This is a genomic window from Pseudomonas fontis (assembly GCF_028656955.1).
Lineage (GTDB): Bacteria > Pseudomonadota > Gammaproteobacteria > Pseudomonadales > Pseudomonadaceae > Aquipseudomonas > Aquipseudomonas fontis.
Map to the genome: position 1 here is coordinate 37,227 of NZ_JAMDGY010000026.1, position 26,729 is coordinate 63,955.

Below are 26,729 nucleotides of genomic sequence, written 5' to 3' on the forward strand. Positions count from 1 at the left end.
CCTCTCAAGGAGCGATCGATGAAAAAACTGCTTGCTGCTGTCGCCGCTGTCGCGGCCTTCTCTGCCCAGGCGGCCGAGACCCTGACCGTTGCCGCTACCCCGGTGCCGCACGCCGAGATCCTCGAGTTCGTAAAACCGGCGCTGGCCAAACAAGGTGTGGATCTGAAGGTGAAGGTCTTCACCGACTACATCCAGCCAAACGTGCAAGTGGCCGAAAAGCGCCTGGACGCCAACTTCTTCCAGCACCAGCCATACCTGGATGAGTTCAACAAGGCCAAGGGCACCCACCTGGTCAGCGTTGCCGGTGTGCACCTGGAGCCGCTGGGCGCCTACTCGAGCAAGTACAAGACGCTCGAAGAATTGCCGGCCACCGCGACCGTGGTGATCCCCAACGACGCCACCAACGGCGGCCGTGCCCTGCTGCTGCTGGACAAGGCCGGCGTGATCACCCTCAAGGATGACAAGAACATCCTGTCCACCGTCAAGGACATCACCGGGAACACCAAGAACCTGAAGTTCCGTGAGCTGGAAGCGGCGACCATCCCGCGCGTGCTGACCCAGGTCGACCTGGCGCTGATCAACACCAACTACGCGCTGGAAGCCAAGCTGGACCCGGCCAAGGATGCGCTGGTCATTGAAGGCAGCGACTCGCCGTACGTGAACATTCTGGTGGCCCGTGAGGACAACAAGGATGCCGAGGCGATGAAGAAGCTGATTGCGGCGCTGCACACGCCTGAAGTGAAAGCCTTCATCCTCGAGAAGTACAAAGGCGCGGTCGTGCCGGCGTTCTGATGGTTGTTGTCGGGCCGCTTTGCGGCCCTGTCGCCGGCAACGCCGGCTCCCACAAGGTCAGCATCATGCCGGCCACTGTGGGAGCCGGCCTTGCCGGCGATGCTTTTAGCTAGTCCCGCTCAACCAGGCCAGGCAACTGCGCCACCAGCTTCTGGTTATTGAACGGCGCCCGGATGAACCCGCGCTGTTTGCCGTCCGGCCCCAGCAACGCCAGGTTGCCACTGTGGTCCACGGTATAGCCCGGCTTGCTGGTATCGGCTGGAATAAACGGAATACTCACCGCATTCGCCAGCTTCTGGGTGTTCTCCAGCGAGCCGGTCAGGCCGCGGAAGTCCTTGTCGAAATACCCCAGGTACTGCTTGAGCTGAGCCGGCGTGTCGCGGTTCGGGTCGACACTCACCAACACCACCTGCAGCTTGTCCGCCGCCGCCTTGGGCAACTCGCTCTTCACCTGACGCAACTGCGCCAAGGTAGTCGGGCAGATGTCCGGGCAGTAGGTGTAGCCAAAGAACAGCAGCGACCATTTCCCCGTCAGTTGATCCAGGTTCAGCGGCTGGCCGTTCTCGTCGGTCATCTCCAGCGCCGGCACCGTGCGGCTTTGCGGCAGCAGGATGATCCCGGCATCGATCAGCGCGGTCGGGTTGCCCTGGTTGCGGCCACTGAGCACCTTGTTGATGGTAAGGCCAAGGATCAGTGCAACCACGGCCACGAGGATGAAGACGGTTTTCTGGGTTCGAGTCATAGATTCAACAGTAAGTAGTGGTCTACAAGCAGCGCGATGAACAGCAGGAACAAGTAGTAGATAGAGTACTTGAAGGTCCTGATCGCCGCGTGCGGCCGAGTGCCACGGTACAACACCCAGGCCCATTGCAGGAAGCGCGCCCCCAGCAGCACGGCGCACGCCAGGTACAGCAGCCCGCTCATGTGAATGACGAAGGGTAGCAGGCTGACCGCCAACAGCACGCAGGTGTACAGCAGGATGTGCACCTTGGTGTAGTGCTCGCCATGGGTCACCGGCAACATCGGGATGTCCGCCTTGGCGTATTCCTCCTTGCGGTGGATCGCCAGCGCCCAGAAGTGCGGTGGCGTCCAGGCGAAGATGATCAGCACCAGCAACAGCGGCTCGGCACTCACATGGCCGCTGATTGCCACCCAGCCCAGCAACGGCGGCGCCGCGCCGGCCAAGCCGCCGATCACGATGTTCTGCGGCGTCGCCCGTTTGAGGAAGCCGGTGTAGATCACCGCGTAGCCCAGCAGCGAAGCCAGGGTCAGCCATGCGGTCAGCGCATTGGTGAATGCCAGCAGCAGCGCCATGCCCAGCAACGCCAGCAGCAACGCGAAGGTCAACGCCGCCACAGGCGCCACGCGGCCCTGCGCCAGCGGTCGATTATGGGTACGCGCCATCAGCGCATCGATACGCCGGTCGACCACATGGTTGACCGCCGCCGCCGCGCCCGCGCAGCAACCGATGCCCAGGTTGCCGAACACCAATATGGTCCACGGCACCCCGGCGCGGGTGGCCAGGAACATTCCCACCAACGAGGTGATCAGCATCAGCACCACGACTTTGGGCTTGGTCAGTTCAAGGTAATCGCGCCATCCGGCCTGGCTCTGGCGTGCGCTCAGAAGCGTTGCCATGGGTTCTCTCCTAGGTAATGAACGACGCCACCACTGCTGACCAGCGGCGTAAGGCGCCAGCCCTGGCTGACGCGCCGTGCCTTGGGCACGGTAGCCAGGCGTGTACGGTAATTGACCAGCACCAGGGTCAGCAGCAGGCAGGCACCGCCAGCGTTGTGCGCCACGGCCACCAGCAGCGGCAGGCCGAACATCACGTTGCTGATGCCCAGCCCGACCTGCACGGCCAGCGCCAGCAGCACCAGCCGCGCCAGGCGGCGCAGGCCGATATGGTGCAGCTGCCAGGCCAGGGTCAGCAGCACGCCGGTCACCACCAGCGCGCCGAGGCGGTGGGTCAGGTGGATGGCCGTGCGCGCTTCGCTGTCCAGTTGCCCGCCCAGGTAGTTCGGGCCGATGTGCTGGGTGAGGTGGAAGCCATTGGCAAAATCGGCCTGCGGCCACCACTCGCCATGACAGGTCGGCAGGTCCACGCAGGCCACCGCCGCATAGTTGGCACTGACCCAGCCACCCAGGGCGATCTGCCCGATCACCAGCAGCAACGCCAGCGCCGCCAGCTTGCGCAGGCGCAATGGCAGACCCGGCAGCGGCATGAACGCCCGCGACAGCCGCAGGCTGAGCAGGAACAGCAAACTCAAGGTGGCAAAGCCGCCGAGCAAATGCGCCGTGACCACTTGTGGCCACAGCTTGAGCGTCACCGTCCACATGCCGAAGGCCGCCTGGGCGAACACCACGCCCAGCAAAAGCAGCGGCAGGCGATACGGCTGGCCTTCACGCCCATGCCGACGCAGCGCCTGTACCGCCAGCATGGCGATCACCAGCGCCAGCGTGCCGGCAAAGTAGCGGTGGAGCATTTCGTTGCGGCCCTTGTGCGCCTCCACCGGCGTGTCCGGGTAATGCCGTTCAGCATGGGCCAGCTGGGCTTCGGTCTTGGGCACGCTGATAAAGCCGTAGCAGCCCGGCCAGTCCGGGCAGCCAAGGCCGGCGTGGGTCAGGCGGGTATAGGCACCGAGCAGCACGACGACCAATGCCAGCAAGGTGGCGAACACGGCGAGGCGGTATCCAGGTCTGGCCATGGTGCGCTCCTACCCGATGTTGGACAGCTTGAGCAGGTGGCGCAGGTCGTTGAGCACGTCCTTGCCTTTGACCCGGGCGTCGTAGCGCAGCACCAGGTTGCCGTGCGGATCGACGATCCACAGTTGGGCATCCTGCTTGTTGCCGGTGAAGGCCTCATAGCGCGGCACGTCGACCGTGTAACGCTGCAACTGCGGGTATTCGCGTTCAAGCTTGCCCTGGTACTCGGCGCTCAGCGGCTGCGCCACGGCCAGTGCGTGGCTGGCCCGGCTGGCATCGCGGGCCAGGCCGATATGGATCTGCCGCGCCAGGTACACCAGCTGCTGGCAGTCCACGCCGCAGCCCTTGGGCGAGCTGACCAGCAGCTGCCAGCCGTCCTGCTCGGCCGGTATGCCGAGGTCGGCGCGGGTCTGGCCGTTGCCGATCATCTCGCCGTGGTAGTTGCGCCCGTCCGGCACCCAGAACTGCAGCTTGTACATGGCCGTGGCGAGGATCATCGGCCCCAGCGTCACCAGCAGGATCAACAGCAGGTGCAGGCGCCCCCGCGCCCGTCCCGGTGGCGCAACGTTAGTGGTGCGGGATGGATTCATGACGGCTCCCATGGGGTTTCTCCTTGTTCTTATGCCAGCCGAAATAGAGGTAAAGCGCGAACAGGGCTAACGCCAGGGCAAACCACTGCACGGCGTAACCCAGGTGTTTTTCCGGGCCCAGGGCCACAATCGGCCACTCCAGCCGATAGCTCGCCGGGCCTGCTTCAATGCGCAGCTCATGGGCGAAGCCTTCGCGGCCCAGTTGCGGCCACAGCTGCGCCGCATCGACCGCGGTCAGCAGGCGTGGCCACTGACCGCCTTGCGGGTCGGCGTGCAACTGGAAGGCCGTGCCCGGCGAGACATACACCCAGGCATCCAGGCTCAAGGCACTGTCTGGGGTGCTGAACTGCACGGGCGTGCGTCGGTCCGGCCAGGGCAGCCAGCCGCGATTGACCAGCAGCCACTGGCCACTGGGTTGGTCGAGGAAGGGTTGCAGCAGTTCGACGCCGACCTGGCCGTCGCGCTGGCGGTTGTCCAGCAGCAGGCTGTGCGCGGCATCGAAACGCCCGTAGAGGTGCACGCGACGGTAGGCCGGGTCGGTTGCGCTGAGCAGTTGCACGCTGCCCAGCGGCTCGGCGGCCTGACGCTCAGCGTAGGTATCGAGCAGGGTGCGCTTCTGATCGGCGCGACCCAGCTGCCAGCAGCCCAGCGCAACCAACCCCGGCAGCAGCAAGGCCACCACCAGGGTTGGTATCACGCCTGGGCGAAACGGCTTCATCCAGCCGCCCCAAGGTCAGTCGCTATACTGATGGTCATTGCATCCCCCCGGAGTAACCCCATGCTCAAAGCCGCGATTGTCGTGTTGTTGCTGGCCACCATCGCCAGCCTGTTCAGCGGCCTGTTCTTTCTGGTCAAGGACGAAGGCGACTCGACCCGCCTGCTCAAGGCCCTCACCGTCCGGGTGAGCCTTGCCGCGGCCACCCTGGCATTGATCACCTGGGGGTTCTGCAGCGGCCAGCTGGTGTCCCAGGCCCCCTGGTGACGTCCGCTAGATCACGTACACGAAGATAAACAGCCCGACCCACACCACATCCACGAAGTGCCAATACCAGCTGGCCGCCTCGAAGCCGAAGTGTTTGTCGGCGGTGAAGTGCCCCTTGAAGATGCGCATCAACATCACGAACAGGATCACCGTGCCGATGGTCACGTGCGCGCCGTGAAAACCGGTGAGCATGAAGAACGTCGCGCCGTAGATCCCCGAATGCAGGGTCAGCCCCAACTGGGTGTAGGCCTCGTGGTACTCGTAGGCCTGCAATAGGATGAACGCCACGCCAAGCAGCACGGTCAGCGCCAGCCAGAACTTCAGCGGGCCGCGATGGTTCTTGCGCAGCGCGTGGTGGGCAATGGTGATGGTCACGCTGGAGCTGACCAGCAGGATGGTGTTGATCAGCGGCAGGTGCCAGGGGTCGATGACCTCCTTGGGCGGCGGGAACAGTTTCGGGTCTGGTGTGTGCAGCAGCGGCCAGGTGAACTGGAAGTTCGGCCAGAGCATGTTCGTCACGCCCTTGGCCCCTTCACCGCCCAGCCAGGGCCCGGCCAGGTGGCGGACATAGAACAGCGCGCCGAAGAAGGCGACGAAGAACATCACCTCGGAAAAGATGAACCACGACATGCCCCAGCGGAACGAGCGGTCCAGCTGCGGGCTGTAGAGCCCGGCGCGGCTTTCCTTGATCACCGCGCCGAACCAGCCGAACAGCATGTAGGCGAGGAACAGCGCACCAACGAAGAAGATCAGCGGGCCGTGGGAATCACGGCCGGCCTTCATGTCGTTGAACCAGGTGGCCAGGCCGAATACCGTGATGAACATGCCGATGGTGGCGATGATCGGCCACTTGCTTTGCGCCGGTACGTAGTAATGCTCATGAGGGGCCATTGATTGTTCTCCTTATCTGGCGCTCTGGGCGGGCGGGGTGGCCACATGGGCGACCGGTGGCTGGCGAGCGGTGATATCGAACAGCGTGTAGGCAAGCGTCAGGTGTTTCACATCCTTGGGCAGGTCGCGGTCGACGATGAAACGCACCGGCATTTCGATGCGCTCCCCCGGTTGCAGCACCTGCTGGCTGAAGCAGAAGCACTCGGTCTTGTGGAAATACGCCGCCGCCTCGGACGGGGTAATGCTCGGGATCGCCTGGGCGGTCATCGGCTTGTCGGTCGGGTTGCGGGCCACGAAGATCATCTGGTTGACCGCCCCCGGGTTGACGTCGATCTGGTCGGCAGTGGAGTAGAAGTCCCAGACCATGTCGCTGGCATTGGTCGACATGAACTGCACCCGCACCGAACGCGTCGGGTCGCTGACCTGGGTGCCTTCATACTGCCCACCGGTCTTGCCGTTGATGCCGAAGGCCCGGCACATCACGTCGTAGATCGGCACCAGGGCAAAGCCGAAGGCGAACATCACCACGGTCAGCACCAGCAGGCGCAAGACCAGACGTTTGATCGAGATCCCTTCGTTCATGGCAGCGGCCTCCTGGCTACGGCGTTCATTTCACTTCCGGTGGGGTCTGGAAGGTGTGATAGGGCGCAGGCGACGGCACCGACCATTCCAGCCCTTCGGCGCCATCCCAGGGCTTGGCCGGGGCCGGCTTGCCGCCACGGATGCACTTGATGACGATGAACAGGAAGAAGATCTGCGTGGCGCCGAAGGTGAACGCGCCGATCGAGGAGACCATGTTGAAGTCGGCAAACTGCAGGTTGTAGTCCGGCACCCGGCGCGGCATGCCGGCCAGGCCAACGAAGTGCATCGGGAAGAACGCCAGGTTCATGCCGATGAACGACAGCCAGAAGTGCAGCTTGCCGAGGGTTTCGTCGTACATGTGCCCGGTCCACTTCGGCAGCCAGTAATACGCCGAGGCGAAGATCCCGAAGATCGCCCCCGGCACCAGCACGTAGTGGAAGTGCGCGACCACGAAATAGGTGTCGTGGTACTGGAAGTCCGCCGGGGCGATGGCCAGCATCAAGCCGGAGAACCCGCCAATGGTGAACAGGATGACGAAGGCAATGGCGAACAGCATCGGCGTCTCGAAGGTCAGCGAGCCTTCCCACATGGTGCTGACCCAGTTGAACACCTTCACCCCGGTGGGCACCGCGATGAGCATGGTCGCGTACATGAAGAACAGCTCGCCGACCACCGGGATACCGACCACGAACATGTGGTGGGCCCAGACGATGAACGAGAGGAAGGCAATCGCGCCGGTGGCGTAGACCATCGAGGTGTAGCCGAACAGCGGCTTGCGCGAGAACGCCGGGATGATCGAGCTGACCGCGCCGAATGCCGGCAGGATCATGATGTACACCTCGGGGTGGCCGAAGAACCAGAACACGTGCTGGAACAACACCGGGTCGCCGCCGCCGGCCGCGCTGAAGAAGCTGGTACCGAAGTGGATGTCCATCAGCATCATGGTCACCACACCGGCCAGCACCGGCATCACCGCGATCAGCAGGAACGCGGTGATCAGCCAGGTCCAGACGAACAGCGGCATCTTCATCAGGGTCATGCCGGGGGCGCGCAGGTTGAGGATGGTGGCGATCACGTTGATCGCGCCCATGATCGAGCTGATGCCCATCAGGTGGATGGCGAAGATGAAGAACGTCACGCTTTCCGGCGCGTAGGTGGTGGACAGCGGGGCGTAGAAGGTCCAGCCGAAGTTCGGCCCGCCACCGGGCATGAACAGGGTCGAGACCAGCAGCAGGAATGCCGCCGGCAACAGCCAGAAGCTGAAGTTGTTCATCCGTGGCAAGGCCATGTCCGGCGCGCCGATCATCAGCGGGATCATCCAGTTGGCCAGGCCGACGAAGGCCGGCATCACCGCGCCGAAGACCATTACCAGGCCGTGCATGGTGGTCATCTGGTTGAAGAACGCCGGCTCGACGATCTGCAGGCCGGGCTGGAACAGCTCGGCGCGGATCACCATGGCGAACGAGCCGCCGAGCAGGAAGGCGCAGAAGCTGAACCACAGGTACATCGTGCCGATGTCCTTGTGGTTGGTGGTCAGCACCCAGCGCATCAGCCCCTTGGCCGGGCCGTGGGCGTGGTCATGGTCGGCATGACCGTGGTCGTCGATCACTGCACTCATGTCCTGTCTCCTGCAATCGGCTGTACTGCGCGAGAACCTTCGTTGAACCGGCTCATTTGCTTTCCGCCTGCTTGATCGCCAGCACGTCTTTCGGCGTGACCATGTCGCCCTTGTTGTTGCCCCAGGCGTTGCGTTCGTAGGTGACCACGGCCGCCAGGTCGACTTCCGAGAGCTGTTTGCCGAAGGCCGCCATGGCGGTGCCGGCCTTGCCGTGGAACACCAGGTTGAGGTGATCTTCCTTGGGCCCGAGGGCGATTTTCGAGCCCTTTAGCGCCGGGAACATCGGCGGCAGGCCCTGGCCTTCGGCTTGGTGACAGGCCACGCAGGTGGTGTGGTAGACCTTGTCGCCACGCTCGACCAGTTCCTGCAGGGTCCATTCCTTGCTGGTCAGCTCCTTGAGCTTGGCCGCTTCGGCCTTGCGCTCGCCGAGCCAGGTGGCGTAGTCGGCCTGGGATTTGACCTCGACCACGATGGGCATGAAGCCGTGGTCCTTGCCGCACAGTTCGGTGCACTGGCCGCGGTAGATGCCGGGTTTTTCGACCCGCGCCCAGGCCTCGTTGACGAACCCGGGGATGGCATCGCGCTTGACCGCGAAGGCTGGCACCCACCAGGAGTGGATCACGTCGGCGGCGGTCACCAGGAAGCGCACTTTCGCCCCCACCGGGATCACCAGCGGCTGATCGACTTCAAGCAGGTAGTGCTCGTCCTTGGGCGCCTTGTTGTGGATCTGGTCGGCGGGCGTGGCCAGGTTGCTGAAGAACTCGACGTCCTGGCCCAGGTATTTGTAGTGCCACTTCCACTGGTAGCCGGTGACCTGGATATCGACGTCCGATTCGCTGGCATCGTAGATGTCGATCAGGGTCTTGGTCGCCGGGATCGCCATGGCCACCAGGATCAGGAACGGCACCACGGTCCAGAGGATCTCCACCCAGGTGTGCTCATGGAAATGCGCGGGTTGCTGGCCGGTGGAACGACGGTGGACGATCATCGACCAGAACATCGCCCCGAATACCACGACGCCAATGACTACGCAGATCCAGAAGATGGTCATGTGCAGGTCGAACACGGCGTTGCTGACTTCAGTCGCCCCTGGTGCCATGTTCACGGTCCAGGCGGCGTGCGCCGGCGTGAATAATGACCACAGCAGGAGGCCCATCCAGACATGTGGATGTCGCATCATTGCGGGTTCCCCTTATCGTTCTTGTTATCCCGGAGGCGTGGACCTACGGCTAAGGGTACGGCGTCAAGACGGCGGACTTTGACGACGAGCCCCTGCTGGACAGCAGTCGGGCCTCATCAGCAAATCACTTTCAAAGCGGAGTATAGACAGGGGTCCGGACCGCGCAACGCAGTACCGAAAATCGCCCGTTCAGGTATGAGCCTTAGGCTTGAGCCCTTGTAAGACAATGGCTGGACAGCAATGATGGCATTTCGATATAACCGCTGTGCGATATCCGAGCATAAGGGTTATGACAAATGCGTCTTAGGCTTTTTCAGAAGCGAGCTACCTTATGTCTTCCGTTTGTCATCCGTCTTCCTTGGAGTTGTCATGAATATCGCTGCAGTGCGCGATCAAATCACCAAAGCCCATCACCACGAAGCCACTACTGGCCAGCTGCAACAACACCTCGCCCACCATGTGCCGCATCTGCATCCGTCCATTCAACTGCCGGAAAAAGATCCCCAGGGTGCGTTGGTGCGTTTTGTCACCGCCTACATCGACCAGGTGCCCGAGTTGCTCGAGGCCGCCCACGCCGTAGCGCTCGAAGCCGGTATCGAATCGCAGATAAAACCGGTTTTGAAAATCGCCGAAACATATTTTCTGCAACCGCCGGACATCATGAATGGTCATGTCGGCCTGGATTGCCTGCTGGACGAAGCCTACCTGGCGCATCGCCTGGTGGAGGAAGTGAACGACCTGTACATCAAGCATTTCCAGCAGCCGTTGATCCCGCTGGACACCACGGTGGCGAACCTGATTGCCCATCAGCTGATCGGTGAGGCGTTTGCCAACCAGCTGGATGAAGTGGTGCACCATTCGCTGGACAACTTGCTGGATGAAGAGAGCTTTGCCCTGGAGTCGGTGGAAGCCTACCGCGCAACCCTGACCAGCCCGGACACCGGTGCGGCGTGGAAGCGCTGGCCGTGCCTGTCGCGCCAGTTGGGTGTGGAGCTGGAGCTGGATCAATCGGCGTGAAGCTGCGCACATCTCTGTGGGAGCCGGCCTTGCCGGCGAATGAGCGCGTAGCGCTCACACATACAGGTTGGCCGTATAGGCCCCATCGCCGGCAAGGCCGGCTCCCACAGAGTCATCGTCAAGCCCAGTCCTATCACAGGCTCTGTACTGAATACCGGCGCCTCAGCTACCCACCCCCACAGCCGTGCGCGCCCGCCCTTCGGTGCGGCGCTTCAACCCGCGCGGCTCGATCACCAGCTGTGAACCACTGGCCGCATTCGCCCGCTCCCAATCCTCCAGCAACTCCAGACAGGCATGGTCGATGTAGCTGAGGTTGGTCAATGGCACATGCAAAGTGGTCCCGGCTGGAATCCCGTCCAGCACCTGGGTCAGCGCCGGCACCTTGAGAAAGGTCGCCGCGCCGCTCAGGCGCAGTTCCAGATGCCCCGCCTGCTCCAGGCTGCTGACACTGATCTTCAACCGCGCCGCCTTCAGCGCCAACTTCAGCAGGGTCAAGGCAAAGCCCAACAACACACCGGTCAGCAGGTCGGTGAAGACAATCGTCAACGCCGTCGCCGCATAGGTGAACATCGGCATCCGCCCGTAACGCCCCAGGCCGCGAAACGCCTTGAAATCGACCAGCTTGATCCCGGTGAACACCAGCACACCGGCCAGGCTCGCCACCGGAATCTGCTGCAACACGCGGCTCATGGCCACCACGAAAGCCAACAACCACAGCCCATGTAATATCGCCGAAGCCCGGGTCTGCGCTCCCGCCTGCACGTTGGCCGAGCTGCGCACGATCACCCCGGTCATCGGCAACGCACCGAGCACGCCACAGAGCATGTTGCCGACACCTTGCGCCGACAATTCCCGGTCGAAATCGGAACGCTGGCCGTTGTGCATGCGGTCTACCGCTGCGGCCGACAATAGGGTTTCGGCGCTGGCGATGAAGGCCAGGGCAAGGGCGGCGACCAGCAGGCTCGGGTCGGCCAGGTTCATCAGATCGGCAGGGCGCAGCCAATCGATGGCTTCACTGAGGTCCGCCGGCACCTGCACGCGGTTCACCGGCAACGCCAGCCATATGCTGATCGCCGTCATGGCCGCCACACCCAGCAGCGCACCCGGTACGAAGCGCAAACGCTGCGGCTTGCAGCGCTCCCAGCCCCACATGATGGCGATGGTGCCCAGGCCCAGTGCACCGGCCTGCCAGCCCGTGCCGGGGGCCTCAAGCGGCAGCGCCTTGCCCAGGGTTTGCGGGAAGCCCAGCAGGTTGGCCAGCCCGGAAGGCTGCGGCGCACTGTCGAACATCACATGCACCCGCGACAGCACGATCAGCACACCAATACCGGCGAGCATGCCGTACACCACCGCCGGCGCCGTCACCCGGAACCAGCAGCCGAGCCTGAAGCGCCCGGCCAGCAGCTGCAGCAGCCCGGCCAACAGCAGAATCGGCCCGAGCATTGCCATGCCATGTTGGCGCACCAGCTCGAACACCAGCACCGCCAAACCCGCGGCAGGCCCACTGACCTGCAACGGCGAGCCCGCCAGAAAACCCACCACCAGACCGCCGATGATCCCGGTAATCAGGCCTTTGGCCGGCGGCATGCCGGACGCAATGGCAATGCCCATGCACAAGGGCAGGGCGACCAGGAACACCACCACCGAAGCCAGCAACTCACGCGGCAATGCCGCTTTCATTTGTGTCTTGTTCACCCTGTCGCTCCTTTTCATTCATAGAAGCCAATCCCATGGCCGATTGCGCCGAGCGCTCTACCTGGCAGGCAGCCGGAAGCCGCCAGCGGCCCGGCAGAGCGTTCTTGGTTTATTCAGGACAGCCGACTGCCAGGCTGCACGCGAGGTGCAGCCGTCAGTCACTCAAACGGGGGAGTCGAGCCTAGTAGCGGCCCTTGGGCGTAGCGCTCGGAATCGGCTGGCCGGCCGTCAGCGGCAGGAAGCTGTCGCTCGCCGCGTCGTACGCGGTGATTTCGGCGCTTTCGATGTCGTAGATCCAGCCGTGGATATACAACTGGCCCGCCGCCAGGCGCGAGGCCACCGAGGGGTGGGTGCGCAGGTGATGCAGCTGGGCGATGACGTTTTCCTTGGTCAGCACCTGCATGCTGGCGTGCTCGTCGCTGCAATGACAGTTGTCTTCAACTACCGTGCGGGCCACTTCAGCATGGCGCAGCCAGGCCTTGACCGTCGGCATCTTCTCCAGGCTCTGCGGGTTGAGTACCGCGCGCATGGCGCCGCAATCAGAGTGGCCACAGATGATGATGTGCTGCACGCCAAGCGCCAGTACGGCGTATTCGATGGCCGTCGAAACACCGCCGTTCATCTGCCCATAAGGCGGCACCACGTTGCCCACGTTACGGGTCACGAACAGGTCGCCAGGCGAGCTGTGGGTGATCAGTTCGGGCACGATGCGCGAGTCGGCACAGGTAATGAACATCGCCCGGGGCTTCTGGGCGGTGGCGAGCTTCTTGAACAGCTCTTCCTGCTGCGGAAAGACTTCGTGGTGGAAGTGCAGAAAGCCGTCGACGATATGTTTCAGGGCGGCATCGGCACTCTCGGCTTCAACAGCCGGGCCGGTCGGAGAGGGTTCCTTTTTTTGCATGATTCATCCTCTTGACGGTTCGAAGGTAAATCCATTTTACCGGTTAAAGATTCTGGCGACGCAATGTCATTTGGATGACAGATGCCGGCCATTCATCACAGTCACGGCGGACTGAAACCTTACGCTAGCCGGCGAAACTTAACTGAAACTGAATTTGAAGGCTCTAGAACGGGCGTTCTGGCTTCAAGAGGAGGGATCTGGATAGTAGCAAAAAAACATTAGTGGCCACTACCCAGTAGTGCTGTCAGAGCAACGAAAGTTGCCCGCCCGGCGGGCAGAACGCGGTGCAATCCAGTGCATAGCCTTCGCGACGATTGAGGCCCAGGCGGCGGATGGCCTTGTTGAAACGCTGGGCCAGCAGATCGGCGAATACACCCTCACCGCGCATGCGGGCGCCGAAGCGGCTGTCGTACAGCTCACCGCCACGGCTTTGTCGAACCAGGCTCAACACGTGATTGGCCCGTTGCGGGTAATGGTCGTGCAGCCACTGCTCGAACAGCGGCGCCACCTCCAACGGCAGGCGCAGCAGCATGTAGGCGGCGGTCAACGCTCCCGCCTGCTTGGCGGCCTCAAGCAGATGCTCCAGCTCGCTGTCGTTGATCATCGGGATCATCGGCGAACACAGCACGCCAACCGGAATGCCGGCATCGCGCATCACCCGGATCGTCCGCAAACGCGCCTTGGGCGCGGCAGCCCGGGGTTCCAGGGTGCGCTTGAGTTCGTCGTCCAGGGTGGTCAGGCTGATCATCACCGACACCAGGCGCTGCTCGGCCAGCTCGCTCAGCAGGTCGAGGTCACGCAGGATCAGCGAACCCTTGGTCACGATGGTGACCGGGTGCCGGTAGCGCAGCAGCACTTCGAGCAGGCGTCGGGTGATTTTGTGCTCTCGCTCGATGGGCTGGTAAGGGTCGGTGTTCGACCCCAGGTTGATCGGCGCACACACATAACCAGGCTTGGACAATTGCTGCTCCAGCACCGCCGCCGCGTTGGTCTTGGCGATCAGCTTGGTCTCGAAATCGAGGCCCGGCGAAAGGTCCCAATAGGCGTGGCTGGGCCGCGCATAGCAGTAAATACAGCCATGCTCGCAGCCGCGATAGGGGTTGATCGAACGGTCGAAGGGCAGGTCGGGCGAGCTGTTGCGGGTGATGATGGTCTTGGCCGTCTCGATGCGTACCTCGGTGCCCTGGGTCAGCGGCACTTCCTGGTACCAGCCGTCATCCTCGGCCACGCTGCGGCTCGCGGCGAAGCGGTTGTGCGGATTGTGCGCAGTACCACGACCGCGCACGGGGGTTGGGCCGATCATGACGAGCACCTTTATACTGGCTTTATATACAGTACAAAATTATCCCGCTCGCCGCCAGCACCGCTCGGCGCTCAGGTCGCTGCCAGGCCCGACCAGGTGAGGAACGGCTGCGTGCTCATCGGGCGACCACGGAAGGCGTTGAAGTGATCGTGCAGGTTGCCCAGGCGCCCCGGGGCCAGCATCGTCGCGCAAAAATCCTCGCCGGTCTGGGCATTCAACACGCCTTCGGCTTCAAAGCGGCCAAACGCATCCACCGCGTAGATCCTCGACCAGAGGTAGCAATAGAAGCCCGCCGCGTAGCCGTTGACCAGGTGATCGAATGCACTGGCAGGTCGCTCGAAATCCGCCAGCGCATACGGCAGCACCGCATTGAATGTCTTCTCCACCAAGGGCTGGACATCGTGCTCGGCGTCGTGGGTCAGGTGCAGTTGCAGGTCGAAATGTGCCTGCGCCAGCTGCCAGGCCAACAGGTTCGATTGCTGATGACGCTTCTTGTCCAGGTAGGCCGCCAGCGCCTCCCTGGGCAATGGCGCAGCGGTCTCGACGTGCCGCGCAATGCCCATGAGGTAATCCACTGACCAGGTCCAGCGCTCGACGAACTCGCCGTCGAACTCGGTCCGGTCGATGCCCAGTGCTTCTAGATTGGCAAGGCGATAGTCGCCATGCTCGACCAGAAAATGGTGCAGGCAATGGCCAAACTCGTGGTAGAGCACGGCCAGGTCCTGACGGCAGAGCAGCACCGGCGCACCGTCCACCGCCACCAGGGCAAAGTACATCCACGCCGCCGCGCACTGGAACACGCCGTCGGCGCTGACATGCCGGGCGTGGCCGTTGCTCCAGCCGAAGTCCGGCTTGCCTTCGCGGGCGAGTAGGTCCATGTAGAAATGGCCGAGCAGGGCATGGTCCTTCCACACCTCAAAAGCCTGCACCTGCGGGTGCCAGACCGGCTGCTGACTGGGCAGGATCTGCACGCCGAACACGTTGAGCGCCAACTCGCGCATCGCGTCCAGTACCGCTGGCAAGGCAAAGTGCGCCTTGAACTGGTCCTCCGAGAGGCCAGTGTCCTGGGCCTGGCCGTGGTGGGTATAGAACTCGATGTCCCAGGGCTGCAGCGCCTCGATGCCCGCATTGCGCGCCGAGGCCTGCACCGGTAGATGCTCCTCCAGAAAATGCCCACGCCCCTGATCGATCAGCCCCTGAAGGAAGGCGCTGACCTGCTCGGGCGATTCAAACGCCTTGCTCTGCAAGCTCAGCTCGGCGAACCGGGCAAAGCCCAGCAGGCGCGCCTTTTCATTGCGCAGCAGCGTCAGCTCACCCAGCACCGCCGTGTTTTCCGGGGCGGCGCCGTGGAACGCGCGGTACACCGCCTCGCGCAGCTCACGGTTGCTGGCATGGCGCAGAATCGGCAGGCACGACAAAGGCTCCAGCGTCACCCGCCAGCCTTGCTGGGCATGGGCCTCGGCCCGGCTGGCCATCAACGCCAGGTCAGGCCCGGGCACCCCGGCCAACAGGCTGGCATCTTCGATCAGCATGGCCTCTTCGCGGGCTTTTCTGAGGGTGCTGCTGTAGGTGTGCTCAAGGGTCTTGATCTGGTGTTCCAGGTCCAGCAAGTGTGCGCGCTCAGCGCTATTCAGATGGCAGCCAGCGAGGCGGAACGCCTTGCGCGCGGCGGTGAGCGAAGCCTTCTGCAAACGTGACAGGTTCTGCCCCTGCGGGCCGTTCGCCAAGTCTTCGTACAAGGCCAGCAGCGTGGCGTTCTGGCGGGTTTCCAGGCGGTAGTCGCGGACCAGGTCGTCGCATTGGTCGACCGCCGCGATCCACGCTTCGCCCAGGGTCTGCAACGCGACCATGACGGCGAACGCCTTGTCCAGGCGGGCATCCAGCGCATCGATCGCCATCACCAGGTCATCCCAGGTCGGCCGCCCGGCCTGGCTGGCGATAATCCGCTGCACCGCCTGGCGGTTGTCGTCGATGATCTGCTCGATGGCCGGGATCAGGTGTTGCAGGCCAAGCTGGTGATAAGGCGCAACCGCGAAGGGTTGCAGGAGGGGATTGTCAGTCATGACGAGGTCCGAAAGTGCCGGTAGGGGGCGACACTTTCGGACCTTGGGCAACACCCGATGCACTAGTTATCTAGCACCGGCGAAACTCACGCTGGCGCCACCTCCCCGGGCAAGCTCAGCATCACGCATTTGAGCAGCTCGGCCAATTGCGCGCGTTGTTCAGGCTGCAATGCCCCTAGCGCCATGTCCTGGATCTGGGTGTGCACGGCCACGGCTGCCTCTATCTGGGCCAGGCCCTGCGGTGTCAGGCCAACCTGCTGACTGCGCCCATCCTGCGGATCCGGAATACGCGCAACCAGGCCGGCGCTCTCCAGACGCATCAGGCGATTGGTCATGGCCCCGGAGGTGACCAGCAGTGAGCGGTACAACTGCGTCGGTGACAATCGATAGGGTTTCCCGGAACGGCGCAGCGTCGCCAGCACATCGAACTCTCCCTCCTTGAAGCCGAAGGTCATCAGCGCGTCGGCGCGCATCTTCTCCAAGTGTTTCATCAACCGCGACATGCGCCCAAATACCAGCATGGTCGAAGCGTCCAGATCAGGCATCGCTGCCTGCCACTGCGCCACGACGAAATCCACATGATCTTCCACTACCAGTCCCTTCCATTGTGCTGCCGCCAAGCCTATGCGCCAGGCCCTGCGCCGTCCATGCGGTTTATCGCACTTTTTTGTGACGGCAAACTATCTTAACGTTAAGCTATTACCGTGAATCTCCTTCAACGTGTAAAGGACTGCCATGAAGAATTCCTCTTGCGACTCCCGCGCGTATCGCGTCGGGGTCATTCTGGTCATTTTGCTGGTTGGCCTGAACCTGCGGCCGATCCTCGCCGCCATCGGCCCGTTGCTGGCTGAAATCCAGCAGGCCACGGGCCTGAGCAGCGGCGGTACCGGGCTGTTGACCACCTTGCCGGTGGTGGCTATGGGCATCTGCGCGCTGAGCGGCGCCTGGCTGCAACGCACCCTCGGCGAAACCCGCGGCATTGGCCTGGGCGTGCTGATCATCGCGCTGGCCTGCGGCTTGCGCTGGGTGTTCCATGACACCTGGGGGCTGATCCTTACCGCCGGCATCGGTGGCGCCGGGATCGCCCTGGTCCAGGCATTGATGCCGGCCTACATCAAGGGTCATTACCCGCAACGCGCCGGGCAACTGATGGGCATGTTCACCACCGGGATCATGGGCGGCGCAGCCATTGCCGCCGCCTCGGCTTACCCGCTGGCGCAGGGCAGCGGCTGGTCGGCAACGCTGGCGCTGGCAGCGCTGCCAGCCCTGCTGGGTGTGCTGGTATGGACGTTCTGCGCGACTCGCGCCGCGACTTCCTCGGGCAAGGCCAGAGCATCCCTGCCGTTGCGCTCCGGCCGAGCCTGGCTGCTGCTGATCTTCTTCGGCATCGGCACCGGCGCCTACACCCTGGTGTTGGCCTGGCTGCCGCCGTTCTACGTGCAATTGGGCTGGAGCGCCGCAGACAGCGGCTACCTGCTCGGCGCACTGACGCTGACCGAGGTGGTGGCCGGGTTGATGGTGTCGTATTACATAGGCGAGTTCCCCGACCGTCGGGTACCGCTGGTGATCGCACTGTTGTTGCTCCTGGCAGGGCTGGCTTGCCTGATCTTCGTACCGTTGCAACTGGCATTGTGGGCGGCACTGCTGCTGGGCCTGGGGATTGGCGCACTGTTCCCGCTGTCGCTGATCGTGACCATCGACCACGCTGTGGATGCCCCCAGTGCCGGGGCCTTGCTGGGCTTTGTGCAGGGCGGTGGTTACCTGATCGCCAGTACCATGCCGTACATCGCCGGGGTGATTCGCGATCACTCCTCGAGCCTGGCGCAAGCCTGGGTCTGCATGGGGGCAGGGGTGCTGGTGTTGCTGGTGTTGGCGCTGTACCTGCGCCCGGGCTTGAAGATCCGGGAAGCGCAGCAGGTCGCGGGGGAAGGGGTGGCCTGAGCGGCATCGCAGGGCGCCTGGGGGCGCCCTGCGATGACTGGCCCGAGATTACTCGGCAGGCTTTTTCAGCTTCGGATTGGGGAAGAACTGCACGGTCTGCACACTCGGCTTGGCCACTTTCGGCTGCTCGTGATTGACCCGCGTCCCCAGCTCCTTGGGCACCGACAGGCCCTGTTCATTCAGGGTGTCGGAAAAGCCGCAGGCAACACACTCACGGTGTGGCACGCTGTCTTCGCTCCACATCATCAGTTTGTCCGGCTCGCTGCACGCCGGGCACACCGCCCCGGCGATAAAGCGCTTCTTGGTCTTGCTCATGCCGCTGCTTCCTCGCTCAAGCCACAATGGCGCAAGAGTGCATCGATCGATGGCTCACGGCCACGGAAGTCGACGAACAGCACCATCGGCTCCTGCGAACCGCCGCGGGCAAGGATCGCCTCGCGGAAGGCCCGGCCGGTCTCGGCGTTGAGCACGCCTTCTTCCTCGAACTTGGAGAACGCATCGGCCGACAGCACTTCAGCCCACTTGTAGCTGTAGTAGCCCGCCGCATAACCGCCGGCAAAAATGTGCGCAAAGCTGTTCGGGAAGCGGTTGTACGCCGGTGGGCGCATGACCGAAACCTCGTCACGCACGCCTTCAAGCACTTGCAGCACGCTGCGGCTGTCGCCATGGGTGGCGTGCAGTTCGAAGTCGAACAGCGAGAACTCCAGCTGGCGCACCATCATCAGCCCGGACTGGAAGTTCTTCGCCGCCAGCATCTTCTCCAGCAGGTCCTGTGGCAGGGCCTGGCCCGTCTCGTAATGGCCGGAAATCAGCGCCAGGCCTTCCGGCTCCCAGCACCAGTTTTCCATGAATTGGCTCGGCAGCTCGACCGCGTCCCAGGCCACGCCGTTGATGCCGGACACGCCGGCATGCTCGATCCGGGTCAGCAAGTGATGCAGGCCATGGCCGAACTCGTGGAACAGGGTGGTGACTTCGTCGTGGGTCAGCAGTGCCGGCTTGCCCAGCGACGCCGGGGTGAAGTTGCACACCAGGTTCGCCACCGGGCTTTGCAGGATGCCGGCCTCAGTGCGGCGGCGATCACGCGCACCGTCCATCCAGGCACCGCCACGCTTGTTGGCGCGGGCGTACAGGTCGAAGAAGAAGCGCCCGACATGCTGGCCATGCTCCTTGATTTCGAACAGGCGTACATCCGGGTGCCAGGTGTCGAAGCCCTTCTGTTCGGCGATCTCGATGCCGTACAGGCGCTGGACGATGGCGAACAGGCCGGACAACACCTTGTCGATCGGGAAGTAGGCGCGCAGGGTTTCCTGGGACACGCTGTAACGCTGTTCACGCAATTTCTCGCCAAAAAACCCGCTGTCCCAGCTTTGCAGGTCAGCGCAGCCTTGTTCGGCGGCGTAGGCCTTGAGCTGAGTCAGGTCCTGGGCGGCAAACGGCTTGCTGCGCTTGGCCAGGTCACGCAGGAAGCTCAGCACCTGGTCGCTGGACTCGGCCATCTTGGTCGCCAGGCTCAGCTCGGCGAAGTTGGCGTAGCCGAGCAACTGGGCCAGCTCCTGGCGCAGGTCGAGCAGTTCTTCCATTACCGGGCCGTTGTCGAACTGGCCGGCATTCGGGCCCTGGTCCGAGGCGCGGGTGCAGTAGGCGGCATACAGCTCTTCGCGCAGCGCACGGTCAGTGGCGTAGGTCATCACGGCGTAGTAGCTGGGGAACTCCAGGCTCACCAGCCAGCCTTCAAGGCCCTTGGCCTGGGCTGCGGCAGCCATTTGCGCCTTGGCCGAATCGGTCAGGCCGGCCAGCGCCGCTTCGTCGGTAACGTGCTTGGTCCAGGCCTGGGTGGCGTCGAGCAACTGGTTGGAGAAGCGGCTGCCCAGCTCCGACAGCTTGCTTTGCACTTCGGCATAACGCTTCTGCTGGTCGGCCGGCAGGTCGATACCCGACAGACGGAAGTCGCGCAGGGCGTGTTCGAGAATAGTCTTTTGCGCCACGTCGAAGCCGGCGGCTTGCGGGCTGTTGGCCAGGGCTTCATAAGCCTGGAACAGTTCACGGTTCTGCCCCAGCTCAGTGGAGTAGGCACTCAGCGCTGGCAGGCAGGACTCGTAGGCTTCGCGCAGTTCGGCGCTGTTGCACACGGCATTGAGGTGGCTGACCGGGCTCCAGGCCGCGCCGAGGCGGTCGTTGAGCTCGTCCATCGCCAGCACCAGGCCGGCCCAGGTCGGCGTTTTGCCCTGGGTTTTGAGAATATCGGCAATGGCTTTACGGTTGTCGGCCAGGATCTGTTCAATCGCCGGCAGCACGTGCTCGGCGCGGATTGCCGAGAAGGGCGGCAGGTCATACGGCTGCAGTAGCGGGTTGTTCGCACTCACGGTTGGACACCTTGGCAGAAGAAACACGCCACCATCTTAATTACAATCGACGCCGACCGCAGCTATCAGCCTTAGAGAGAGATGCTATTCATGGCCATTCGGACCTTCCAGAACCACACGCCAAAGCTTGGCGCACGGGCTTTTATCGACCGCAGCGCGGTGGTGCTGGGCGATGTCGAACTCGGTGAAGACAGCTCGGTATGGCCGCTCACGGTGATCCGTGGCGACATGCACCGCATCCGCATCGGCGCGCGCACCAGCGTGCAGGACGCCAGCGTGCTGCACATCACCCATGCCGGGCCGTTCAACCCGGACGGTTTCCCGCTGCTGATCGGCGATGACGTGACCATCGGCCACAAGGTCATGCTGCACGGCTGCACCCTGGGCAGCCGGATCCTGGTGGGCATGGGCAGCACGATCATGGACGGCGCCATCGTCGAGGATGAAGTGATCATCGGCGCCGGCAGCCTGGTGCCGCCGGGCAAGCGTCTGGAAAGCGGTTTTCTGTATGTCGGCAGCCCGGTGAAGCAGGCGCGGGCGCTGACCGACAAGGAGCGCGCGTTCTTCCCGTACAGCGCCAGCAACTACGTCAAACTCAAGGACCAGCACCTGGCCGAAGGCTTTGATCAGCCCGAGTGAGTTATCCACAGCCTTTTTTCGAGACCGCCATGCACCAGCAGACCATCCTTTTCGACCTCGACGGCACCCTCACCGACCCGCGTGAAGGCATCACCCGCTCGATCCAGTACGCCCTGGCCAAGCTCGGCATCGACGAGCCGGACCTGACCCGCCTGGAACACTTCATCGGCCCGCCGCTGTTGCAGGCGTTCATGCAGTTTTATGACTTCGATGAGGCCAAGGCGTGGGAGGCGGTGAATTTCTACCGTGAGCGTTTCAAGATCACCGGGCTCTATGAAAACCGGGTGTTCGACGGCGTTGGCGAGCTGCTGACGACGCTCGAAGGGCAGGGCCGTACGCTGTACATCGCCACGTCCAAGCCGTGGGTGTTTGCTCGCGAGATTGCCCGGCATTTCGATTTTGCCCGGCACTTCAAGGTGATCTACGGCAGCGAGCTGGATGGCACGCGCACCAACAAGGTCGAGCTGATTCGCCATTTGCTCGACAGCGAAGGGCTCGACCCGGCGCAGACGCTGATGATCGGCGACCGCAAGCATGACCTGATCGGTGCACACAGCAATGGCCTGCAAGCGGTGGCGGTGGGCTACGGATTTGGCAGCCATGAAGAGCTGACGGCTGAGGCGCCGGCGTATCATTTTGCTTCGGTGGGTGAGTTGCATCAGGCCTTCACCCGCACCTGAGACCAACACCTGACCTGTGGGAGCCGGCCTTGCCGGCGATGCAAGGCACAGCCTTGCCAGTGGGGCTGCGCTGGAGCCCATCGCCGGCAAGGCCGGCTCCCACAGGGTTATGGGTGCACACTGGATTTTCGCAGGGCCTCACGCCGCTGCTCATAAGGCAACGCGCCCAGCACCTCCACCCGCTCATAAAACGCCTGCCAATCCCCGCCCACCTCAGCAAACAACCCGGCAAACCCCGGCACCCACTGGTCATACAGCCCAAACGGCAACAGCTTGGCGTTGTTCATCGGCGCATTGATCCAGGCATCGAAACGCTTGTCCCCCGCCCACTGCGTATCACGCAGCTGCCAGTAGTCGCGGCGCAGCCGCTCGAACTCAGCCTGCTTGCCGGCACGCATGGCCGCATTGCTCAACGGCTGCGCATACAGCGCCTGCAAGCGTGCCCGGCACGCCAGCACCAGCCCGACAAACTGCTCACGCTGGCGCTCGGCCCCCACCGGCAACGGCGCAAGGCCCCGCGCCGCGCGCCACTGGCGGGTCCCTTCCTGCTCGACAAAGGTGGCGAAAGATTCGTTGAATTCGGTGTCGTCCTGCACATACACACGCTGATGCGCCAACTCATGGAAGATCAACGTCGCCAGGCGCTCATCGCCCCAACCCAGCATGGTGTTGAGGATCGGGTCATCGAACCAGCCCAGGGTCGAATAGGCCTCGACCCCGCCCACGTACACATCCATGCCCTGCTGCTTTTGCAGCGCCGCCGCACCCCGGGCCGCTCCCTGCTGGTAATAGCCGCGATAGGCCACGCAGCCGGCAATCGGGAAGCAATGGGTTTGTGGCTCAAGGGAAAATTCCGGGGTGGCAAACACGTTCCACAACACGAACGGCCGGCCGATATCGGCGTACACGCGATAGCTGCGGTTGTCCGGCAGCTTCAACTGCTGGCTGGCGAACGCCCGGGCCTTCTGCGCTTGCGCCAGGTGCTGGCGCAGCGTTGCGTTGCGCGTTGGGTCGGCCACCACCTCGACCACCGGCTGGCGCGCGCGCAGCAGCTGCCATTGCCCGCTGGCCAGTTGGCTGTAATAGCTGACGCTGCTGCAACCACTCAGCAGCCCGAGCAGCAACAGGGGAACAAAAGCCCGCAAATGACGGTCGAGTGCCCCAGGACATGAGCGCAGCAAAAGAAAAAATCGAATCATTGCGTCGGTGGTCTCGTCTGGCCGCAGTGCTCATCGGCCACAAGACTATCCTGCCCACGGAGTTTTGCCATGCGAACGATGCTCGTTGCCAGCGCAGTACTGGCCCTGACCGGCTGCGCCAGCCTGCCCGCACCCGACCCGAACCAGGCCTGGATCGACCTGGCCCCCGGTAACGAAGACGCGCTGCATGCCCTGCAAGTGGACGAACGCGCCTGGGCCGACACGCGCTATTTCGAGGTTCAGCCGGGTAGCCATGAGCTGACCGTGCGCTACCAGTTCCCGGTGGCGCCGAGCAATATCGGCCCGGTCAGCGAACCGCTATGGCGCGATTGCCAGCTCAATGTGAAGTACAAGGCGTTCAATGCCGGCCAGCGTTATCAGCTGGAAGCCGGCAGCATTGGTTTCCGGCCCTGGGCCAAGCTCTATGACGAACAGCGCAATGTGGTCGGCAAAGGCCTACCGGCGGGCTGTCAGCGTACCTGAGCGTGGTAATGGCGCTATGCTTGTACCTTGTAGCCCGCCAGCGGAGATTGCCATGCGCCAGCCCGTGATGTTGCTTGCCGTGAGTACCCTGGGTGCCTGTGTCAGCCCCCTGCCACCGGTTGATAGCAAACAGGCCTGGGTCGACCTCTACACGGTCACCCCTGGCAAGGTGCTGATGGCTGACCGCCTGGATGGACAGCGCCTGAATGACGGACGTTACTTCCAGGTCACCCCAGGCCCGCACGAGCTGACGGTGCGCTTCGACTACGAAGTGCATTCCGGCGGTTTCTCGATCGATCCCGTCGAACGCTCCTGCTACCTGAAGATCCGTTACGACGGGTTCCAGGCCGGCCAGCGCTATCGCATCGAAGCCCGCGCCCCGGCCATGCAGCCCAGCGCCTACCTGTATGACGCCCAGCGCACTGTGCTGGCCGAAGAGTCCAATGACATCTTCTGCATCCCGTGACGCCTAGCGATCATTCTTCTGGTAAATGATCTTGCGGGTGCCACCGTCACAGCTGCCGACCACCATGTTCTGGTCGTGCACTTCGCTGTTCGCGACGATTTCCAGGGTATAGGACGCCACACCGCGCGCCTGGATCTTCGCTTCGATCTCGGCCTTTAGTTCTTCACAGGGTTTTGGTGCGGCCAGGGCGTTGGCGGCCAGCAGCGACGCCAGCAGGGCGATTGCAATGCGGATCATGGGGGCTGCTCCTTGTGGCGGCAGAGGCTCTGCCGACAACCATTGGACCACAAGAAGCAGGCCGCAGTTCTGACCGCGCGCAGCGTCACCCCACCAGGGTGGCGTCCAGGCTGATCTTGGCGTTGAGCACCTTGGACACCGGGCAGCCGGTCTTGGCCTTGTTGGCCAGTTCGAGGAACTGCGCCTGGCTGGCGCCGGGCACCTTGGCCTTGAGGATCAGGTGCACCGCGGTGATCGCAAAGCCGTCGGGCTGCTTGTCGAGGGTCACTTCGGCGATGGTGTCGATGCGATCGGCAGTCAGGCCGGCTTCGCCGAGGATCATCGAAAGGGCCATCGAGAAGCAGCCAGCATGGGCTGCGCCAAGCAACTCTTCAGGGTTGGTGCCGGGTTGGCCTTCGAAACGGGTGTTGAAGCCGTAGGGGTTTTCCTTCAGTGCGCCACTTTCAGTGGAGAGCCGTCCCTTGCCGTCCTTCAAGCCGCCTTGCCAAATAGCCGATGCTGTCTTTTTCATGGTGCCTCCTTAAGCGCCAGGAGGCGCGGGGTACCGCGCCTTGCCTAATTTTCAGAGGCCCTCGGGTTCGGCAAGTTCAGCCCAATTGCGCCACCCGGCATTGAATCGCGCTGATCTGCCCATACTGAGAAGGAAGGGCCGCCTCAGGTGGCCAGCCGATTGCTCAGGAGATGTACCCCCCCATGAAGCGACTTGCGGACCTCAAGATTTCCACCCTCGACCTGGTGCCGGTGCGCGAAGACAGCGGCCCGGCGCAGTCTTTGCGCAACTCCCTGGACCTTGCCCAGCACGCCGAAAAGTTCGGCTACAACCGCTTCTGGGTGGCTGAACACCACAACATGGATGGCATCGCCAGCTCGGCCACCTCGGTGTTGCTGGGTTACCTGGCAGGTGGCACCTCGACCATTCGCGTCGGTGCCGGCGGGGTGATGCTGCCCAACCATGCGCCGCTGGTGATTGCCGAGCAGTTCGGCACGCTGGCGAGCCTGTATCCGGGGCGCATCGACCTCGGCCTGGGCCGTGCGCCCGGCTCCGACCAGATGACCGCCCGCGCCCTGCGCCGTGAACGCTCGGGCAACGCCGATGACTTCCCGGATGATGTCGAGGAGCTGGTGCGCTACCTGGGCCCGCGCACACCTGATCAAAAAGTGATCGCCGTGCCGGGGCATGGTACCGAGGTGCCGATCTGGCTGCTTGGTTCCAGCCTGTTCAGCGCACAATTGGCGGGGATGCGCGGTTTGCCCTATGCGTTCGCCTCACATTTCGCGCCGCGCTACATGCATGAGGCGATCCGCATCTACCGCGATCACTTCCAGCCTTCGGCGGTGCTCGACAAGCCGTACGTGATGCTCGGGGTGCCGATGGTGGTGGCCGATACCGACGAGCAGGCCAACTACCTGGCGACCTCGGTGTACCAGCGGATCCTGGCGTTGATGCGCGGGGAGAGCCTGATGCAGCGTCCGCCGGTGCAGAGCATGGACGGGCTGTGGTTGCCCCATGAGCGGGAGGCGGTGAGCAGCTTCCTGGGCCTGGCGATGATCGGCAGCCCGCAGAAGGTCAAGGCGAAGGTCGAGGTGCTGCTGGAACAGACCCAGGCGGATGAGCTGATCTTTACCTGTGATCTGTATGAGCATGCTGATCGGGTGCGCTCGTATGAGCTGCTGGCTCAGGCAGTGCTGGGGGGCTGAGGGCCTCATCGCCGGCAAGGCCGGCTCCCACAGAGTCCGGCTACACCGAAAAATTCCTGTGGGAGCCGGCCTTGCCGGCGATGCATTCAACCCGGATCAAACGCCTGGCACATCACCCACGCTTGTAGACGATTTCCTTGGTGCCACCTTCACAGGTACCCACCACCTTGCCGCCCGTGGCCGCGCCTTTATCAACAACCTCCAGCGAATAGCCGGTGGCGCCCTTGGCGTCGATTTTCGCTGCAATCTCGCTCTTCAACTCCTCACACGGCTTGCCAGCCGCCAATGCGGTCCCGGCCAGCATCATCAAGCCCATTGCGACTACCAGCTTCTTCATCGATCGCTTTCCTTGTTCAGATCAAAAAGAGTTCAGAGCAAAAAGACCAGGGCGCAGGCGCAGGCGCAAACCCGCGCCAGCACTGTATAACTCAGCTATTGGCGATGCGGAACCCCACTTTCAGCGTGACCTGAAAATGCGCCGCCTTGTTGTCCTTGATATGGCCCCGGGTGTCGACTACCTCGAACCATTCCAGATGCTTGATGCTCTTGCCCGCTTCGGCCAGGGCACTGTTGATCGCGTCTTCGATGCTGGTTGGCGAGGAGCCGACCAACTCGATTTTCTTGTAGGTGTGGTGATCGGACATGACTGCTCTCCTTGAAGGTGTGCATAGAGCCTAGCAGCGCTCGCCTGTTTTACCTGAGT

At 63.2% G+C, this 26,729-nt stretch carries 30 protein-coding genes; 9 read left to right on the forward strand and 21 right to left on the reverse strand.

What is annotated here, in order from left to right; translation table 11 throughout:
- The first annotated feature begins 18 nt into the window (after positions 1–18).
- Positions 19–792, forward strand: coding sequence for a MetQ/NlpA family ABC transporter substrate-binding protein (locus M5G11_RS11380; protein WP_273912978.1), 774 nt, complete (start codon positions 19–21; stop codon positions 790–792).
- A 109-nt stretch (positions 793–901) separates the two neighbouring features.
- Here the strand turns inward: M5G11_RS11380 and M5G11_RS11385 are convergent, their stop codons facing one another.
- From M5G11_RS11385 to M5G11_RS11405, 5 genes are read right to left on the reverse strand one after another with little or no spacing between them, the layout of a single operon-like run.
- On the reverse strand, positions 902–1,534 hold the full coding sequence (locus M5G11_RS11385; RefSeq protein ID WP_273912977.1) for an SCO family protein: 633 nt from the start codon (positions 1,532–1,534) through the stop codon (positions 902–904).
- Positions 1,531–2,430 (reverse strand): heme o synthase, encoded by a 900-nt coding sequence (cyoE, locus tag M5G11_RS11390; protein ID WP_273912976.1) that lies wholly within the window; start codon positions 2,428–2,430, stop codon positions 1,531–1,533. Before cyoE ends, M5G11_RS11385 begins: the two co-directional genes overlap by 4 nt.
- Complete coding sequence (locus tag M5G11_RS11395; RefSeq protein WP_273912975.1) at positions 2,415–3,500, reverse strand: COX15/CtaA family protein; 1,086 nt, start codon at positions 3,498–3,500, stop codon at positions 2,415–2,417. Before M5G11_RS11395 ends, cyoE begins: the two co-directional genes overlap by 16 nt.
- 9 nt (positions 3,501–3,509) lie before the next feature.
- A complete protein-coding gene (locus M5G11_RS11400) occupies positions 3,510–4,100 on the reverse strand; it encodes a hypothetical protein (protein ID WP_273912974.1) in 591 nt (196 codons plus the stop codon).
- The gene (locus M5G11_RS11405) at positions 4,066–4,806 is read right to left on the reverse strand and encodes an SURF1 family protein (protein ID WP_273912972.1); all 741 of its coding nucleotides are present in this window, start codon (positions 4,804–4,806) and stop codon (positions 4,066–4,068) included. Before M5G11_RS11405 ends, M5G11_RS11400 begins: the two co-directional genes overlap by 35 nt.
- 60 nt (positions 4,807–4,866) lie before the next feature.
- Here M5G11_RS11405 and M5G11_RS11410 point away from each other — a divergent pair, with 60 nt between their 5' ends.
- A complete protein-coding gene (locus M5G11_RS11410) occupies positions 4,867–5,070 on the forward strand; it encodes a twin transmembrane helix small protein (RefSeq protein WP_273912971.1) in 204 nt (67 codons plus the stop codon).
- 6 nt (positions 5,071–5,076) lie between these two features.
- On the opposite strand, the gene M5G11_RS11415 is transcribed toward M5G11_RS11410, so the two are convergent.
- Genes M5G11_RS11415 through coxB form a run of 4 tightly spaced genes read right to left on the reverse strand, consistent with a single transcriptional unit; the run spans position 5,077 to position 9,341 of the window.
- A complete protein-coding gene (locus tag M5G11_RS11415; RefSeq protein ID WP_273912970.1) occupies positions 5,077–5,961 on the reverse strand; it encodes a cytochrome c oxidase subunit 3 in 885 nt (294 codons plus the stop codon).
- A gap of 12 nt (positions 5,962–5,973) precedes the next feature.
- On the reverse strand, positions 5,974–6,543 hold the full coding sequence (locus M5G11_RS11420; RefSeq protein ID WP_273912969.1) for a cytochrome c oxidase assembly protein: 570 nt from the start codon (positions 6,541–6,543) through the stop codon (positions 5,974–5,976).
- 25 nt (positions 6,544–6,568) lie between these two features.
- Positions 6,569–8,161, reverse strand: a complete 1,593-nt coding sequence (ctaD, locus tag M5G11_RS11425; RefSeq protein ID WP_273912967.1) for a cytochrome c oxidase subunit I — start codon at positions 8,159–8,161, stop codon at positions 6,569–6,571.
- Positions 8,162–8,213: 52 nt separating this feature from the next.
- The gene (gene coxB, locus M5G11_RS11430) at positions 8,214–9,341 is read right to left on the reverse strand and encodes a cytochrome c oxidase subunit II (protein ID WP_273912966.1); all 1,128 of its coding nucleotides are present in this window, start codon (positions 9,339–9,341) and stop codon (positions 8,214–8,216) included.
- 369 nt (positions 9,342–9,710) lie between these two features.
- On the opposite strand from coxB, the gene M5G11_RS11435 reads away from it, so the two are divergent.
- The gene (locus tag M5G11_RS11435; protein ID WP_273912965.1) at positions 9,711–10,358 is read left to right on the forward strand and encodes a hypothetical protein; all 648 of its coding nucleotides are present in this window, start codon (positions 9,711–9,713) and stop codon (positions 10,356–10,358) included.
- 162 nt (positions 10,359–10,520) lie between these two features.
- On the opposite strand, the gene M5G11_RS11440 is transcribed toward M5G11_RS11435, so the two are convergent.
- From M5G11_RS11440 to M5G11_RS11460, 5 genes are all read right to left on the reverse strand, one after another.
- A complete protein-coding gene (locus tag M5G11_RS11440; protein ID WP_273913014.1) occupies positions 10,521–12,038 on the reverse strand; it encodes a SulP family inorganic anion transporter in 1,518 nt (505 codons plus the stop codon).
- A 196-nt stretch (positions 12,039–12,234) separates the two neighbouring features.
- Entirely contained in the window at positions 12,235–12,954 is a 720-nt protein-coding gene (locus M5G11_RS11445) for a carbonic anhydrase (protein WP_273912964.1), read from the reverse strand.
- Positions 12,955–13,198: 244 nt separating this feature from the next.
- Positions 13,199–14,257, reverse strand: coding sequence for a PA0069 family radical SAM protein (locus M5G11_RS11450; protein ID WP_273912963.1), 1,059 nt, complete (start codon positions 14,255–14,257; stop codon positions 13,199–13,201).
- 71 nt (positions 14,258–14,328) lie between these two features.
- Complete coding sequence (locus M5G11_RS11455; protein ID WP_273912962.1) at positions 14,329–16,320, reverse strand: M3 family metallopeptidase; 1,992 nt, start codon at positions 16,318–16,320, stop codon at positions 14,329–14,331.
- Positions 16,321–16,406: 86 nt separating this feature from the next.
- Entirely contained in the window at positions 16,407–16,910 is a 504-nt protein-coding gene (locus tag M5G11_RS11460; RefSeq protein ID WP_273912961.1) for a MarR family winged helix-turn-helix transcriptional regulator, read from the reverse strand.
- Between the two features lie 145 nt (positions 16,911–17,055).
- Here M5G11_RS11460 and M5G11_RS11465 point away from each other — a divergent pair, with 145 nt between their 5' ends.
- Positions 17,056–18,261, forward strand: coding sequence for an MFS transporter (locus M5G11_RS11465; RefSeq protein WP_273912960.1), 1,206 nt, complete (start codon positions 17,056–17,058; stop codon positions 18,259–18,261).
- Positions 18,262–18,309: 48 nt separating this feature from the next.
- Here the strand turns inward: M5G11_RS11465 and M5G11_RS11470 are convergent, their stop codons facing one another.
- Positions 18,310–18,576: a YheV family putative zinc ribbon protein gene (locus M5G11_RS11470; protein ID WP_273912959.1), complete on the reverse strand. Its 267-nt coding sequence runs from the start codon at positions 18,574–18,576 to the stop codon at positions 18,310–18,312.
- Positions 18,573–20,624: an oligopeptidase A gene (gene prlC / locus M5G11_RS11475; protein ID WP_273912958.1), complete on the reverse strand. Its 2,052-nt coding sequence runs from the start codon at positions 20,622–20,624 to the stop codon at positions 18,573–18,575. The genes M5G11_RS11470 and prlC overlap by 4 nt, the downstream gene beginning before the upstream one ends.
- Before the next feature lie 90 nt (positions 20,625–20,714).
- Between prlC and M5G11_RS11480 the strand changes: the two genes are divergently transcribed.
- Positions 20,715–21,263 (forward strand): gamma carbonic anhydrase family protein, encoded by a 549-nt coding sequence (locus M5G11_RS11480; RefSeq protein ID WP_273912957.1) that lies wholly within the window; start codon positions 20,715–20,717, stop codon positions 21,261–21,263.
- A gap of 29 nt (positions 21,264–21,292) precedes the next feature.
- Positions 21,293–21,943, forward strand: coding sequence for an HAD family hydrolase (locus tag M5G11_RS11485; protein ID WP_273912956.1), 651 nt, complete (start codon positions 21,293–21,295; stop codon positions 21,941–21,943).
- A gap of 107 nt (positions 21,944–22,050) precedes the next feature.
- Here M5G11_RS11485 and M5G11_RS11490 read toward each other — a convergent pair whose 3' ends face one another.
- Positions 22,051–23,142: an aminopeptidase gene (locus M5G11_RS11490; RefSeq protein ID WP_420793858.1), complete on the reverse strand. Its 1,092-nt coding sequence runs from the start codon at positions 23,140–23,142 to the stop codon at positions 22,051–22,053.
- Positions 23,143–23,211: 69 nt separating this feature from the next.
- Between M5G11_RS11490 and M5G11_RS11495 the strand changes: the two genes are divergently transcribed.
- Both M5G11_RS11495 and M5G11_RS11500 read left to right on the forward strand, forming a co-directional pair.
- On the forward strand, positions 23,212–23,625 hold the full coding sequence (locus tag M5G11_RS11495) for a PA0061/PA0062 family lipoprotein (RefSeq protein WP_273912955.1): 414 nt from the start codon (positions 23,212–23,214) through the stop codon (positions 23,623–23,625).
- 52 nt (positions 23,626–23,677) lie between these two features.
- Positions 23,678–24,091 (forward strand): PA0061/PA0062 family lipoprotein, encoded by a 414-nt coding sequence (locus M5G11_RS11500; protein WP_273912954.1) that lies wholly within the window; start codon positions 23,678–23,680, stop codon positions 24,089–24,091.
- 3 nt (positions 24,092–24,094) lie between these two features.
- Here the strand turns inward: M5G11_RS11500 and M5G11_RS11505 are convergent, their stop codons facing one another.
- Together M5G11_RS11505 and M5G11_RS11510 are read right to left on the reverse strand one after the other, a co-directional pair.
- Positions 24,095–24,328 (reverse strand): DUF1161 domain-containing protein, encoded by a 234-nt coding sequence (locus M5G11_RS11505; RefSeq protein WP_273912953.1) that lies wholly within the window; start codon positions 24,326–24,328, stop codon positions 24,095–24,097.
- An 85-nt stretch (positions 24,329–24,413) separates the two neighbouring features.
- Positions 24,414–24,839, reverse strand: a complete 426-nt coding sequence (locus M5G11_RS11510) for an OsmC family protein (protein ID WP_273912952.1) — start codon at positions 24,837–24,839, stop codon at positions 24,414–24,416.
- A gap of 182 nt (positions 24,840–25,021) precedes the next feature.
- On the opposite strand from M5G11_RS11510, the gene M5G11_RS11515 reads away from it, so the two are divergent.
- A complete protein-coding gene (locus tag M5G11_RS11515; RefSeq protein WP_273912951.1) occupies positions 25,022–26,026 on the forward strand; it encodes an LLM class flavin-dependent oxidoreductase in 1,005 nt (334 codons plus the stop codon).
- 112 nt (positions 26,027–26,138) lie between these two features.
- Here the strand turns inward: M5G11_RS11515 and M5G11_RS11520 are convergent, their stop codons facing one another.
- Together M5G11_RS11520 and M5G11_RS11525 are read right to left on the reverse strand one after the other, a co-directional pair.
- Positions 26,139–26,363 carry a DUF1161 domain-containing protein gene (locus tag M5G11_RS11520; RefSeq protein WP_273912949.1) on the reverse strand — a complete coding sequence of 75 codons (225 nt, stop codon included), beginning with the start codon at positions 26,361–26,363 and terminating at the stop codon, positions 26,139–26,141.
- 91 nt (positions 26,364–26,454) lie between these two features.
- Complete coding sequence (locus tag M5G11_RS11525) at positions 26,455–26,670, reverse strand: dodecin (RefSeq protein ID WP_273912948.1); 216 nt, start codon at positions 26,668–26,670, stop codon at positions 26,455–26,457.
- Positions 26,671–26,729 lie beyond the last annotated feature (59 nt).